At 71.9% G+C, this 12,912-nt stretch carries 14 protein-coding genes; 5 read left to right on the top strand and 9 right to left on the bottom strand.

Features of this window, described 5'->3' with window-relative positions; genetic code table 11:
- Positions 1-163: 163 nt before the first annotated feature.
- The gene (locus tag AC5L38_RS28090; RefSeq protein WP_495245993.1) at positions 164-784 is read left to right on the top strand and encodes a helix-turn-helix domain-containing protein; all 621 of its coding nucleotides are present in this window, start codon (positions 164-166) and stop codon (positions 782-784) included.
- On the opposite strand, the gene AC5L38_RS28085 is transcribed toward AC5L38_RS28090, so the two are convergent.
- Both AC5L38_RS28085 and AC5L38_RS28080 read right to left on the bottom strand, forming a co-directional pair.
- Positions 768-2,567, bottom strand: a complete 1,800-nt coding sequence (locus AC5L38_RS28085) for a GumC domain-containing protein (protein ID WP_495245826.1) — start codon at positions 2,565-2,567, stop codon at positions 768-770. The two genes, AC5L38_RS28090 and AC5L38_RS28085, sit on opposite strands and share 17 nt — an antisense overlap.
- A complete protein-coding gene (locus tag AC5L38_RS28080) occupies positions 2,552-3,307 on the bottom strand; it encodes an ABC transporter ATP-binding protein (RefSeq protein WP_495245825.1) in 756 nt (251 codons plus the stop codon). The genes AC5L38_RS28085 and AC5L38_RS28080 overlap by 16 nt, the downstream gene beginning before the upstream one ends.
- A 229-nt stretch (positions 3,308-3,536) precedes the next feature.
- Between AC5L38_RS28080 and AC5L38_RS28075 the strand changes: the two genes are divergently transcribed.
- Positions 3,537-3,911 carry a hypothetical protein gene (locus AC5L38_RS28075; protein ID WP_329086781.1) on the top strand — a complete coding sequence of 125 codons (375 nt, stop codon included), beginning with the start codon at positions 3,537-3,539 and terminating at the stop codon, positions 3,909-3,911.
- Between the two features lie 118 nt (positions 3,912-4,029).
- Here the strand turns inward: AC5L38_RS28075 and AC5L38_RS28070 are convergent, their stop codons facing one another.
- The 3 genes from AC5L38_RS28070 to AC5L38_RS28060 all read right to left on the bottom strand — a co-directional run bounded on the left by AC5L38_RS28070 (position 4,030) and on the right by AC5L38_RS28060 (position 5,523).
- Entirely contained in the window at positions 4,030-4,428 is a 399-nt protein-coding gene (locus AC5L38_RS28070) for a hypothetical protein (RefSeq protein ID WP_495245824.1), read from the bottom strand.
- Positions 4,425-4,805, bottom strand: a complete 381-nt coding sequence (locus AC5L38_RS28065; protein WP_495245823.1) for an SgcJ/EcaC family oxidoreductase — start codon at positions 4,803-4,805, stop codon at positions 4,425-4,427. Before AC5L38_RS28065 ends, AC5L38_RS28070 begins: the two co-directional genes overlap by 4 nt.
- Positions 4,806-4,920: 115 nt before the next feature.
- Entirely contained in the window at positions 4,921-5,523 is a 603-nt protein-coding gene (locus tag AC5L38_RS28060; protein ID WP_495245822.1) for a PadR family transcriptional regulator, read from the bottom strand.
- A 250-nt stretch (positions 5,524-5,773) separates the two neighbouring features.
- On the opposite strand from AC5L38_RS28060, the gene AC5L38_RS28055 reads away from it, so the two are divergent.
- The 3 genes from AC5L38_RS28055 to AC5L38_RS28045 all read left to right on the top strand — a co-directional run bounded on the left by AC5L38_RS28055 (position 5,774) and on the right by AC5L38_RS28045 (position 7,012).
- Positions 5,774-6,274 (top strand): VOC family protein, encoded by a 501-nt coding sequence (locus AC5L38_RS28055; protein ID WP_495245821.1) that lies wholly within the window; start codon positions 5,774-5,776, stop codon positions 6,272-6,274.
- Between the two features lie 172 nt (positions 6,275-6,446).
- On the top strand, positions 6,447-6,665 hold the full coding sequence (locus AC5L38_RS28050) for a hypothetical protein (RefSeq protein ID WP_495245820.1): 219 nt from the start codon (positions 6,447-6,449) through the stop codon (positions 6,663-6,665).
- Between the two features lie 2 nt (positions 6,666-6,667).
- Entirely contained in the window at positions 6,668-7,012 is a 345-nt protein-coding gene (locus tag AC5L38_RS28045) for a DUF1036 domain-containing protein (protein WP_495245819.1), read from the top strand.
- A gap of 385 nt (positions 7,013-7,397) precedes the next feature.
- On the opposite strand, the gene AC5L38_RS28040 is transcribed toward AC5L38_RS28045, so the two are convergent.
- The 4 genes from AC5L38_RS28040 to AC5L38_RS28025 all read right to left on the bottom strand — a co-directional run bounded on the left by AC5L38_RS28040 (position 7,398) and on the right by AC5L38_RS28025 (position 12,893).
- Positions 7,398-9,278 carry a GTPase family protein gene (locus tag AC5L38_RS28040; RefSeq protein WP_495245818.1) on the bottom strand — a complete coding sequence of 627 codons (1,881 nt, stop codon included), beginning with the start codon at positions 9,276-9,278 and terminating at the stop codon, positions 7,398-7,400.
- A complete protein-coding gene (locus AC5L38_RS28035) occupies positions 9,275-11,113 on the bottom strand; it encodes an ABC transporter (RefSeq protein WP_495245817.1) in 1,839 nt (612 codons plus the stop codon). The genes AC5L38_RS28040 and AC5L38_RS28035 overlap by 4 nt, the downstream gene beginning before the upstream one ends.
- 403 nt (positions 11,114-11,516) lie before the next feature.
- Entirely contained in the window at positions 11,517-12,215 is a 699-nt protein-coding gene (locus AC5L38_RS28030) for a response regulator transcription factor (protein WP_495245816.1), read from the bottom strand.
- An 84-nt stretch (positions 12,216-12,299) separates the two neighbouring features.
- Positions 12,300-12,893: a hypothetical protein gene (locus AC5L38_RS28025; RefSeq protein WP_495245815.1), complete on the bottom strand. Its 594-nt coding sequence runs from the start codon at positions 12,891-12,893 to the stop codon at positions 12,300-12,302.
- Between the last annotated feature and the right edge of the window lie 19 nt (positions 12,894-12,912).

The raw sequence follows: 12,912 nt of genomic DNA, 5'->3' as shown, positions 1-12,912 counted from the left end.
GCGGGTGACGTGCCTCGGTGCGGGCCAAGGCCGTCACCGGGGCTGTGGCGTGGGCTGTTAAGTGGTCACTTAACAGCTGCCGTCAATGTATGCCTTGACACCCGAGCCCTAATTTCGCCCGCGTAAAGGCCTTGTGACAATTGGTGTGGAGGCCGTGACAGCCATGACCCCGGAACCCGGCACGGAGATCGAGGCCATCACGAACGAGCACCTCGGCCGCAGGCTCCGCGAGCTGCGCCTCCGGTCGGGGATGTCGCTGCGGGCCCTCGCCCGCGAGCTCGGCATCTCGCCCAGCGCGGTGTCCCAGATCGAGCTCGGCACGATGCGGCCGTCCGTCAGCAGGCTCATCGCCTTCGTGTCCGCGATCGGCGTGCCGCTCGCGGCCGTGTTCGACACGGCGGAGGCGGCCGGCGCCGACCCGGCGGGGCCGGACACGCCCGCCGGCCGGTTCGCCGTCCGGCGCTCGTGGGAGGTCGCCCCCATCCTGCTCAGCGGCGGCATCACCTTCCGCAGGCTCTCGCCCACGCCGTCACCCGACGTCGAGTTCTTCGAGTCGACCTATCCGCCGGGCTCGATCTCCAACGCCCACGGCCACTTCCTCAAGCACGAGGGCTACGAGGTCGGGACCGTCACCCGGGGCGAGCTGACCATCGACTTCGAGTCGGAGGTCGTCACCCTCGCCGAGGGCGACTCCGTCACCTTCCCGTGCAGCCGCCCCCACATCATCGGCAACCGTTCGGAGACCGTCACCGCCGTCGCGACCTGGCTCATCGTTCATCGCTGAGCGCGGGGGCCTCCTTCCGGCGGTAGGAGAGGACCACACCCGTCGTGTAGATGCCCACCCCCAGCAGGACCATGAACACGATCGTGGGCCACTGCAGCCACGACGGCAGGTAGAGGGCCAGGAACCACGCCCGCGTCGGGCTCTCCGAGACCTTGAGGTAGCCGGCCAGCAGTCCCTGCGGGAACAGCGGGATCGCGCCGAACGTGAAGCAGAGCCCGATGATGATCTGCTTGTGGCGCGGCAGGGACTCGAAGGGGAGCCGCCCTCTCGCGCCCGGCTTCGGAGCCGGTCGGCGGCCGGTGCGCATCGTGTCGAGCAGCTCGGGCCCCTTCTCCAGCAGCCGCCGCTCGGCGAGCAGCCCGAACCCCCAGTAGCAGAGCACCCCCGTCAGGGCGCCGACGGCAACGCCCGCCCAGCCGAGCAGCCCGGTCACGATCGCGGCGGGGGCCGCGGTGAGGGCCACCAGCGCCAGCACCGCGTACACCATGCCGGTGACCGCGCCGTCCTCCTCCGTGGAGCGCAGCGGGTTGCCGCCGCGCCGGTGCGGGTCGGTGCCGGGGATGAGCCCGTACACCGAGATCAGGGGGACCAGCCCGGCGCCGCCGCCCAGCATGGCGAGGAGGACGGCGAGCAGCATGGGCCACGGCCCGCCGGTGACCGCGGCGAGGGAGACCGTCACCACGAGGGCGACGGGCGCGACGGTCAGCAGCCACGCGTGCTGCCGGCCCCGGACGTCACGCGCGCCGGGCGTCATGAGCATGAGCCACAGCGCGGTGCCGTCGGTGCCGTAGAGGTTGGCCGACATGGCCGCGGCCATCACGACGAAGACCGGCCCCGCCCAGGGCAGCATCCCCGTCCAGCCCAGCAGCAGCGGGGCCCCGGCGAAGCACACGCCGTAGGCGAGGGCGAAGGTCAGCTGGTGCGTGCGCACCAGGTCACGCGACCAGGTACGCAGTTCCTTGGCGAGGACGGCGCCTGAGGCGGTGGTGGCCCGGATCGGCCGGCGTCCCCTCGTGGCCGCCCTGGACGCCCCGGTCCGCCGGGTGAGCAGCACCGCCCACGCGGCCAGCAGCATGACGACCAGCAGCGCCATCCCGGCGAGGGCCGCCAGGGCCCGCGGCCAGTCGGCGGACGCGGCGGCCTCGACCGCGACCGTCCCCCAGCCGGAGGGCAGGTAGCGGGCCGCCGTCGCCACCACCGGGGGGAGCCCTGACGTCTGCCCGAGTGCCATGAAGACGACCCAGATCTGGCCGAGGAAGGCCAGGATCAGGCCGTTGGTCAGGCCGGCGCCGATCGCGCCCACGCGGGAGCGCAGCGCCAGGCCGAGCAGGGCCACCGCGACCCGGGAGAGCAGGACGAACATCGCGAGCTGGAGCAGCAGCGCCGGGACCGAGACGAGCGCGGGCACCACGCCCCGCCGGGCGCCGGAGACCGTGAGCCCGGCCAGGGCGATGAGGCTGATCACGGGCGCCACCCCGACGAAGGCCGCCATGAGCAGCCCCGAGGCCAGGCGGCGCGGTCGCAGGCCGAGCAGCGTGAAGTACTCCGGGCGGAGCGTCTCGTCGCCGCCCCCGGCGAAGACGGGACCGAAGATCCAGCCCAGCATCCAGACGGCGTACACGGCCGGGAGCAGTTCCGGCCAGGAGAGGGCCGTGAAGATCGTGCCGGCCGCGAGGACCAGGCCGACCACCGCGCCCATGACGACGAAGCCGGCCCGCTGCCCCGACATCGAGTGACGGAGCACGGCCACCTTCATGTTGACCATGGTCAGTTCGACAGCCACGTCAGCTCCTTCACGCCGCCGTCGGCGGTGCCGACCAGACCGACGAAGGTGTCTTCGAGGGAGCCGGTGCCGCGGACCTCGTCCAGGGACCCCGCGGCGGCCACCCTGCCCTTGTCGATCACCGCGACGTGGTCGCAGAGCTGCTCCACGAGGGCCATGACGTGGCTGGAGAGCACGATGGACCCGCCACCGGCCACGAAACCGCGCAGGATCGTCTTGATCGTCGCGGCGGACACCGGGTCCACGGCCTCGAAGGGCTCGTCGAGCACGAGCAGCCTCGGCGCGTGCAGCAGGGCGGTGGCCAGGCCGATCTTCTTGCGCATCCCGGTGGAGTACTCGATGACGAGCGTCTTCTCCGCCTCGTCGAGCTCCAGCACCGACAGCAGCTCCTCGGCGCGCTGGTCGACGACCTCGCGCGGCAGCCCGCGGAGCAGGCCGAGGTAGGTCAGCACCTCCCGGCCGGTGAGCCGTTCGGGCATGGCCATCCCGTCGGGCAGCACGCCGACCAGCGTCTTGGCCGTGGCCGGGTCGGACCACACGTCGGCGCCGAAGATCCGCGCGTTGCCCTCGTCGGGACGCAACAGGCCGACGGCCATGGACAGGGTGGTGGTCTTGCCGGCGCCGTTCTGCCCGACGAGCCCGTAGAAGGAACCCTGGGGGATGTTCAGATCCACGTGGTCGACGGCGACCTTCTCACCGAAGGTCTTGCACAGACCGTGGATCTCAAGTGCTGCGGGCATGGATTACTCCGGAGTGCGGGGGGAGGAGTGCCGGTTCGCTCAGCGACCGAGCCAAAGATCAATAAATATAAGCATTTGAGAACTTACAGCGGCGGCAGCCGCGCATACCAGGCCCGCCACGGAAAGGACGGCCTCCCGGATCGGGCATCCTCGGCGACATCGACCCGTACCGCATGAGCCGCAAGAGCCGCATGAGCGGACGCGATCCGGCCGACCTATCCTGGGAGGGGTGGAAGAGAACCGGGCACGACGGATCGTTGACGCGCTGCGCGATCGTGGCATAGACGGCCACCTGGCGAGGGTCGGGGTATACCAGTTCGGGATACGCGTGTCACTGCCCGACGGGCGCGAGGCGGAGTGGGACACCGACGGCACCGCGGGCCTCGAAGCCCAGGTGATGCGCAACGGGATGCTCGTCGGCTTCGTCCCCGTGATCGAGGGGTCCGAGGACTTCGACGAGCAGCAGGTCCTCGACGCCATCGCGCGGACCGACTACGACCAGCCCATCGCCAGGCAGCGCGCGCAGGCGCCACCGCCGGCCGAGCCCCTGCCCCGCATCGGCGGCGTCTTCCGCCGCTTCTTCGACGGCTTCCGCTACCGGTGACGGGGACCGGGCGGGTTCCCGCCCGGTCTCGGGACGCCGGCGTCCCGCGTTCGCCGACCACTCGAACGCCCGCCACCGATCGCTCGTCGGCGGCGCCCGCGCGCGTACGCCCGGAGCGCTAGGCCATACGGGTCGCACACCCCAGGCGCTGTCCTGTCCGGACGAGACTCTCGGCGAACCCCCGCCGCGTCCTGTCGGCGAAGCCGACGAAGAAGCGGTTGGCCAGCGGCACGCCCCACCGCATCGTCCGCGCGACGTTGAAGACCCGGTGCACGAGCAGCGCGCCCCGGGGGTGCGGTTCGACGCTCCACTCGCCCCGGTACCACCAGCCTCCCTGGAAGGAGATGGTGTGGCCGGTGACCTCCACGGTGGAGGTGTGACCGGGCAGGTCCTCGACGGTGAAGCGGCCGGTGCGCCGGCCGTCGGGCAGCAGCGTGCCGGCCAGGTCGTCGAAGACCACGGCGACCGGCGCCTCGACGATCCCGGCGACCTCGGTGATCAGCTTCCTCCCCGTCACCGCGCCACCCTGGTGTTCTGGAAGGAGGCGAATCGCCAGCCTTGCGGCGTGCCGACGGCGGTGAAGGAGACGGTCGACTCGCGGAGCTCGCCCGCCAGGTCGGTGCCGCCTCCCGAGATCACCAGGACCGCCGCGTCGGCCAGCGGTTTGACCTTGACCTGCTCGTTCGGCATGGACATGGTGGAGCCCTTGAGCGGGCCGTCGAAGAGCCATCGGTGCGAGGACTCGATGGCCGCCCGCCCCTCGATGTGCGTGCCGTCGAAGACGATGTAGTCGGCGTCCTCGGTGAAGAGGGCGGCGTAGGCGGTGGCGTCGCCCGCGTTCCACGCCTCGGCGAGGCGGGTGAGCAGGACGTTGATCTCCGTGTTCACGGACATGGCGCGATTCCTCACGGTCGCGGCGCCTATCCTGGGGGTGCGAGTCCAGACAGGGCAGGCGCCTTGTTCGGATAGCCGGCTGCCAGGGTGTTGACGCACCCTGGCAGCCTCTTTCTCATGGTTCGTCGAGTATTTGCGACAGCAGTTCCTGCTTGACGGTGCCCCTCCAGTCGAGTTCCCCGGACTCCAGGCGGGCGACGACGCGCCGCACCCAGGCCAGCTCGGCCTCGTTCAGCGTGCGCTCGTAGTCGACCTCGATCATCAGGATGTCGGGCAGGCCGCTGTCCCTCATGGCACGCAGGTGGGCGTCCGCCCCGGCCAGCACTCCTTCGATCGTCGCGGCCCTGGTGCGCAGGGCGCGCAACGCGTCGGGCACCGGCAGGGTGCCCATGAGGGAGACGGCCGCGGTGAACGTACGGCGGTCGGGGCCGGGGTTCTCAAGGAGCGCGCGGAGCCTGGTCGACAGCTCCTCGCGGCCCTCGTCGGTGATCTCGTAGACCGTACGCTCCGGCCGGCGACCCTCCCTGCTGGTCTCGACCGGGACGATCAGATCCTCGCCGGCGAGCTTCTCGACCGCGTGGTAGAGGCTCCTGGGCAGCCCCGTCACGTAGTCCTTGTGGGTGTCGACGATGAAGCGGTGAAGCTCGTAGGGGTGGCCGGCGCGCACCGAGAGCATGGCCAGCACGGTCAGGCCGACCAGATCGGGGCGTCGCGCCATGGGGATGCCTTTCTCTATATTGCAATGTGCACTATAGCAGAAGACAGAAAACCTCACCCGGCTCGGGCTCGACGGCGGCGCCACCAGCCGCCACCTCACGATGTCGCCGGAGCGCCAGGAAACCAAGACCGCGCGGAGCACTCGCCGGAAGGCATACGTCGTCGTCCATCAGATGCTTTCAGGACAGAAACCGGCCGGTATCAGAGCTAGCTTCGTCACATTGAGACACTCGCACTCAGGAGGCAGTTCGATGTCCCTTGTCAGACCGATCCCCCAGGGCTACGGCACCGTGACGCCATGGATCATCTCTCACGACACGCCACAGCTCATCGACTACATGGTGAGGGCCTTCGACGCGGAGGAACTCTTCTGCCTGACCGGCGAGGACGGACGGGTCGCGCACGCGGAGGTACGGATCGGCGACTCGGTGGTGATGATGTTCGACGGGCGGCCGGAGTGGCCCCCGACCCCCGCCTTCCTCCGCCTCTACGTCGAGGACTCCGACGCCGTGCACCGCCAGGCCGTCGCCGCCGGCGGGACCTCGGTCACCGAGGTCACCCACCTGGCCTTCGGTGACCGCGTCGGGCGGGTGCGCGACCCGCTGGGCAACCTCTACTGGATCCAGACCCACATCGAGGACGTGAGCCCGCGGGAGATGGAACGCCGCCTCGGCGACCCCGGGTTCACCGAGGCGATGGCGTACGTCCAGAGCGCCGACTTCTTCCCCGGCCGGGCTCCCGGACCCCGCTGACACCACCGCGCCGGGCCGGCCCGCGACCACGCGACGATCTTCCCCGGTAGGCGGTCTCGCCGAGACCGCCTACCGGCCCTCCCGCGATCCGGGAATGAAAACGATTCTTTACATGGCCTTGGAGGTGACTGTATGTTATCGAGCAATCACTCTACGAACTCAACGAATGTAGGTGAGCCCCATGCCGGACAACGGCAACGAACGCTCTCCCGATCCCCGGGTGGCGTTCGCGGACGCGACGTCGGCCAGCACGGGAGAGACGGACGAGCGACCGGGAGCGGCCGACCGCGCCGCCGTGACCGCGAAGACCGACGACCATCTCCCTCCACTGGCCGACGACCCGATCGACGACAGGCCCCTCGCCCTGCGATTCACGGAGCCGGAGGAGTAGAGATGCAACTGCACTTCCGTAACCGCTACACCTCCAAGGTGTGGGTCGCGATCATGTTCTACAGCCCCGACGGCTGCCGCGACTACGGCCAGTGGGGCACCCGGGGCTGGTGGCCCATCAACCCGGGTGGCGAGGCGTTCGTCCTCAACACCGGCAACCGCTACGCCGCCTACTACGCCGAAGCCGCCAACGGAGCCGTCTGGACCGGCGCCTACGGCCCGATGTACGTCTACCAGAACGCCTTCGACTCCTGCATCAACATCGGCAGCACCGCCGCCAGGCTCGTCGGCACCCGGCTGATCGACATGAACGGCTATTCGAGCTACTACGTGAATCTCACCTCCTGACGCGCTCCCCCCACGTGGCGCGCCGGCCGGCCTCGGCCGGTTCCGCGCGGCAGTGGGAGCGGACGCGGATGAGCGCCTCCTGAGAGACGGACACCGGAATCCCTTCTCCGGAGTCCGCCCCCCTTCACCCGGGAGGCGCTCGATCTCATCCGGAACCGCCCCCATCCGCAGGTTCCGGCCCGCCCATCCGCAAGCCCCGATCCACCTACCTGCGGGCTCCGTTCCCGCCCACCCACGAGCCCCGATCCACCTACCTGCGGGCTCCGTTCCCGCCCACCCACGAGCCCCGATCCACCTACCTGCGGGCTCCGTTCCCGCCCACCCACGAGCCCCGATCCACCTACCTGCGGGCTCCGTTCCCGCCCACCCACGAGCCCCGATCCACCTACCTGCGGGCTCCGTTCCCGGCCACCGTGACCGCCTCGGTGAAGTGGTGATACCGGGTCAGCTCCTCCTCCATGGGATCCAGCACCAGCTCGCGACCGACCTTGTCGACGCTCGACCGCAGTGCCCTCGCCGCCTTGCGGGCCCGCCTGCGGCCGCCGAGCCAGGCGGCCACCCGGGAGAGCAGCGCGATCAGCAGCCCGAGCAGGAGACCCCCGATCAGCAGCGTGGTCGGCCAGGGCAGCTCTCCCGCGGTCGGCATGTAGAGGCTCGGAAGCCGGAGATAGTCGAGGGCGACCAGGGCCAGCAGCCAGATCCCCCCGGCGAGCATCGTCGCGAGCACCAGCCACTGCGCCAGCCCGGCCAGCCGCCACCACAGGGGCCGCCGGGAGACCCCGAGCGAGGTGGTGGCCACCGCCCGGTCCAGGCCGTCCTCCAGCTCGTCTCCGTGCGACCTCGCCGCCTGCCGTACGGCGGCGGCCCACGGCGCGGGAAGCCCCGCGGAGGCGGCCCCGGCGGCCTCACGGATCGCGGTGTCCATCCGGGAGCGCTGGACGACGGTCGCGACGGGGATCGACGTCCTTCCGACGAGCCCCTCCGGCTCTCCAGGCTTCCCCGGTATCACCGGTTCCCCGGCGGACCGGCTCGTGGCGTCCAGGCGGAGGCGGCGGAGCGGGTCGGGCCGCAGGCGGCGGATCCACCTGGTGGGCGGCCACCCGGTGGCGGCGACCGAGCGGTGCCGGTGGGACTTGGCCACGGCCTCGACGACCACCGGCACCCCGGCGGCCTGCGACAGCGCGTCCCTCAACGGCCTCGCCAGGCCGTCCGGCCTGCTCTCGACGTCGGGAAGCGGCTCGCCGGGGGTGACGCCGGACGCCTGGAGGAGCGCGTCGGCGGCCATGCCCGCGTCGGCGGCGAGGCGGGCGGACCAGGACCGCCGGTCGGCGACCCGGGAGATGAGCAGCGAGCTCAGCTCGGGAACACCCGCACCGGTGCGGGTGGACACCCCGATCACCGGGACACCGGTCAGCCCGTCCTCGTCGAGGAGCCGCCGCAGGTCCTTCAGGCACCGCTCGGCGGCGGCCGGGGAGAGCCGGTCGATCTGGTTGAGGACCACGACCATGACGTCCCGGTGCCGGGCCAGTGGCCGGAGGTAGCGGTCGTGGACGGCCGCGTCGGCGTACTTCTGCGGGTCGAGCACCCACACCAGCAGGTCGACCAGCTCGACGAGCCTGTCGACCTCCAGCCGGTGCGACGGCTCGATCGAGTCGTGGTCGGGCAGGTCCAGCAGGATCAGCCCGGCGGCCTCCCCGTCCACCCCGGACGCCTGCCCTGGGCTGCCCGACGGCTGGAGGGCGGCGGCCGAGGAAGCTCCGGCGAACGTGGCCCCCGCCTCGGCGGCCCTCCCGTCCCCTCCGAACAGCGTCCCGCCGGCCCTCTCGCCCGGCTCGGCCCCGCTCGCGCCGGCCGGGGGGCCGGCGCCGTTCCCGTGCCACGGGCTTCGACCGGCCTCGCCGGGGGTGTCGAGGAGCTCGTGGCGGCGGGGGATCTCCAGCCAGTCGAGCAGCGGTCCGGCCCCGGAGCCCTCCCAGAGCGCGGCCTGGGCGGTCGAGGTGGTCGGCCTGGTGACGCCGACCGTGGCGAGCGAGGTGCCCGACAGCAGGTTGAACAGCGAGGACTTGCCGCTTCCGGTGGCCCCCGCCAGCGCGACCGCGGTGTGGTCGACCGACAGGCTCGCCCGCACCCCGGCCCGGGAGATCACCGAACGCGCCGCGGCGACCGCCTCGGCGTCCAGCCTCCCGTCGGCCAGGTCCGCGGCGCGTGCCAGCGCCGCCAGCCGGTCGTCCAGCGAGACCGTCTTCTCTCGTCGCAGCAGCTTCACGCCTGGCCCGCCTCTCCCGTTCCGGTGGCGCGCGGGAGGCCGTCGGGCGGTCTCCTGGACTCCCCCACCGCGATCGGGACGGACCCCGCGGGGAGGGCGGCCCTGCGGTCCGCGACGGGGAGCTCGCGCAGGTGCTCTCGTACGGCCTCGGCGGTGGCGCGGAGGGCGGGGGCGGTGCCCTCGGAGGGCTGGACGGCGTCCAGCAGGTCGGTGAAGCGGTCGGCGTCCTCGCCGAGGAGGATCGCGACGCGGGCGCGCAGGTCGGAGCGGGCCTTGACGGTGAGGTCGCGGACGGCCTGGTCGCCGAAGACGGCCTCCAGGACCTTCTGGCTGAGCACGCTGGTGCCTCCGGCGATGCCGACCTCGATGCCGGTCAGGCCGCCGGTCGAGGCGAACACCGCGATCATCAGCAGCAGCCCGGCCCCGTTGAGGCCGAACGAGGCGACGCGGGCGGTGGTCCGCCTGTCGGCCCCCTCCTCGCGGACCAGGTCGAGCACGTACGACTGCCAGCCCCTGACGGCCTCCTCGGCCCTGGCGGGCAGGTCGGCGGAGGCGCGACCGAGACGCCCGGCGACGGCGACCCCCTCGTGTTCGAGGAGGGCCCGCCCCGAGGGATGCGACGACCACGACTCCAGCAGGCGCTCGGCGGCGCTGTCGGCCGAGGCCCTGATCAGCGCCTCCACCCCGCTCTCCAGGGCGCTCCGCAGCTCGCTCTCGGGCGCGCGCCGCCCTGTGACGAAGGCCACGACCCGGTCCCTGAACCTGCCGACCCTGCTCTCCAGGGAGCGCATCAGGTCGCCGGTCCCGATGAAGTCCTGCCAGCGGGCCAGGACCTCGCCGCGCAGCAGCGACCCGTCCCGCATGCCCTCGTCGAAGGAGGCGAGGCCCACGGCGTAGGCGGCGTCCGCCATCGAGCGGAGCTCCTCGGCCCCGGTGTGCTGGCGGTCGACCGCCGAGGCGAGCGCGGGCACGCGGGTGGAGAGGCTCTCCAGCGCGCCGGACAGGGTCTGGCGCACCACCTCGGCGCGGGAACGGGAGTCGGCGGCGATGGCCATGAGCCAGTCGGCGATCGGCTGGACCGCCTGGCGCGGCAGGCGGGCGTTCTCGTCGGGCAGCACCAGCTCAGGCACCTCGAACAGGTGCGTACCGCCCAGGCCGTTGACCTCCAGCAGCCGGTTCAGGTCCTTGCGCACCACGCCCATGGCCTCGGGAGGGACCCTGGACAGCACGACGGCCAGGGCCGTGCTCCGCTCCCTGGCCGAGCGCAGGAAGCTCCAGGGGACCTCGTCCGCGTACCGGGCGGCGGTGGTGGTGAACAGCCACAGGTCGGCGGCGGCGAGCAGCTGGGCGGCCAGCTCGCGGTTGGCGGTGACGATCGAGTCGATGTCGGGGGCGTCGAGCAGGGCCAGGCCGGGCGGGACGGCCGCGGCGGTGACGATCCGGAGCGTGCCGGGCTCGCCCCTGCCGCTCCCGGTGACGCGCGGCAGGCCGGGCAGGATGTGCTGGGCGGTGAACCACTCGCGGTCGACGGGACTGGTGACCAGGGTGGGAGCCATCGTCGTGGGCCGCAGCACGCCCGGCTCGGAGACGTCCTCGGCGACCAGGGAGTTGACCAGCGTGGACTTCCCTGCCCCGGTGGAGCCGCCGACGACCGCGAGCAGCGGGGCGTCGATCGCGCTCAGCCGCGGGATCAGGTAGTCGTCGAGCTGGCCGGTCAGCTCGCGCATCGCCCGGCGGTCGGCCGCCACGTCGCCGATCGCGAGGGGGAACAGCTCGCGGTCGAGGTGCCGCCGCAACTCCCGCAGCGTCTCCAGAAGACCGTCGTTGTCACCCATACGGTCGATCCTGCCCTGCGAGGGCCCCTCTAGACGCGTTTGGCCGCGCCGAACCGTCCGGGCCGAACTCCCGAGGCCGAACCGTCCGGGCCGGCCGCGAGCGCCCTGTGGACGCGTCGGGCGCGGCATCGAACCGGCGGCCTGGCTCGGGGGCAGGCCGCGAGCGCCCCCGGAAACGCGTTTGGCCCCACCGCTCGACCGGGTTACGGGGGCGAACTCGGTAAAGCGGTGGGGCCCAGCCCTCGGACCTCATCCTCGGGCCGTGTCGAGCTCGTCTCCCCCGCAGCTGGAGGCGAGCCCGAGCCCGTCGGATGCTTCCGAGGTGATCGGGGGTCGTGCATTGTCTATTTGAACACACAAAGCTCAGAAACGGGTCAGCTGGAGCTGAATATCAGCTGAAAATTCAATCACTATGGGGCGGGCGCAACACATAGCCCACACCGCGGAGGGTGTGGATGAGCCTGGGCTCGGCCGTGTCGACCTTCCGGCGCAGGTATGAGACGTAGGACTCGACCACCCCGGCGTCACCGCCGAAGTCGTAGTTCCAGACGTGGTCGAGGATCTGCGCCTTGGACAGCACCCTGCCGGTGTTGACCATGAAGTAGTGCAGGAGCTTGAACTCGGTCGGCGACAGCCGCACCGGGACGCCGGAGCGCCAGACCTGGTGCGCCTCCTCGTCCAGCTCCAGGTCACCGACCTGCAGGCGCACCGGAAGGTCGAGATCTCCCCTGGTACGGCGCAGCACGGCCCGGATGCGGGCGAGGACCTCCTCCAGGCTGAACGGCTTGGTCACGTAGTCGTCGGCCAGCCGCAGCCCGGCGACCTTGTCGTCGGTGGCGTCGCGGGCGGTCAGGAAGAGCACGGGCATCTGCCCGCCCATCTCCCGCAGCCGCCCCGCCACGGCGAAGCCGTCCATGTCGGGCAGCATCACGTCCAGCACGACCAGGTCGGGACGGATGCGCTCGGCGAAGTGCACGGCCTCCCGGCCGTCCACCGCCGTCACCACCTCGAACCCGGACAGGCGCAGGCTGGCCGAGAGTAACTCCCTGATATTCGGTTCGTCGTCCACGACCAGCAATCGGGCTTCCACTCTGTCCAGCACGTTCCGAGGCTCGCCCACCTCGCTGGAACGCAGCTCAGCCTGGGCTGAACGTTTCCTGAGAACCCTCTCGGCACCGCCCCCGCCTCACCGGCGTCCGGCGCCCTCGTTGATGGCGGTCGCGGTCACCGAGCCGTCGTCGGCCGTGGATCCGCGCACGACCACCGCGCCTCCGGGCCTGAGGTCGGTGACCTTGCCCTGCTTCGTGACGCGTACGGACGTCTCGTCCGTGGTGTTCACGGTCACGACCGAGCCGTCCGCCGTCCGGACGTAGACCTTGCCGCCCTCGACCCGCTGCACCGTGCCGACGGTCATGCCGCCCCGGCCGCCACCTCCCCGGCCGCCCTGGCCGCCCTGCCCCTCCTGGCCGCCCTGACGGCCCTGGCCGCCCTGACGGTCGCCGAACCCGCCGGAACCACCGGGGCCGCCGAAGCCACCGGGGCCCGCGCCGGCCTGCCGCATGGCACCCGCGGGGACGCCGGACGGAGCGCCCATCGCCTTCTGCGCCTGGATGCCCACGATCACCCCCGCCACGAGCATCACCCCGGCCCCCAGCACGAGGGTGAGCGTCGACAGGCGGCGCGGCGGCCTGGCCGCCAGCTCGCCGTCCAGGTCCCCCCGGAACGGGGAACTCTCCAGCGCTCTCCCCGCCGGGACCGTCTCGTCGGCGTTGCCGCCCATGTGTCTCTCCTCGCCTTCC

Source organism: Streptosporangium nanhuense, assembly GCF_059358815.1.
The sequence above is the reverse complement of the archived record's forward strand: the minus strand, read 5'-3'. Positions and strand labels throughout refer to the sequence as shown.

What these genes read in the sequence shown, in the direction of transcription:
- AC5L38_RS28090 (WP_495245993.1), top strand. Translation starts at nt 164, where the DNA reads ATGACCCCGGAACCCGGCACGGAGATCGAGGCCATCACGAACGAGCAC.
- AC5L38_RS28080 (WP_495245825.1), bottom strand. Translation starts at nt 3,307, where the DNA reads ATGCCCGCAGCACTTGAGATCCACGGTCTGTGCAAGACCTTCGGTGAG.
- AC5L38_RS28065 (WP_495245823.1), bottom strand. Translation starts at nt 4,805, where the DNA reads ATGTCCGTGAACACGGAGATCAACGTCCTGCTCACCCGCCTCGCCGAG.
- AC5L38_RS28060 (WP_495245822.1), bottom strand. Translation starts at nt 5,523, where the DNA reads ATGGCGCGACGCCCCGATCTGGTCGGCCTGACCGTGCTGGCCATGCTC.
- AC5L38_RS28055 (WP_495245821.1), top strand. Translation starts at nt 5,774, where the DNA reads ATGTCCCTTGTCAGACCGATCCCCCAGGGCTACGGCACCGTGACGCCA.
- AC5L38_RS28045 (WP_495245819.1), top strand. Translation starts at nt 6,668, where the DNA reads ATGCAACTGCACTTCCGTAACCGCTACACCTCCAAGGTGTGGGTCGCG.
- AC5L38_RS28035 (WP_495245817.1), bottom strand. Translation starts at nt 11,113, where the DNA reads ATGGGTGACAACGACGGTCTTCTGGAGACGCTGCGGGAGTTGCGGCGG.
- AC5L38_RS28025 (WP_495245815.1), bottom strand. Translation starts at nt 12,893, where the DNA reads ATGGGCGGCAACGCCGACGAGACGGTCCCGGCGGGGAGAGCGCTGGAG.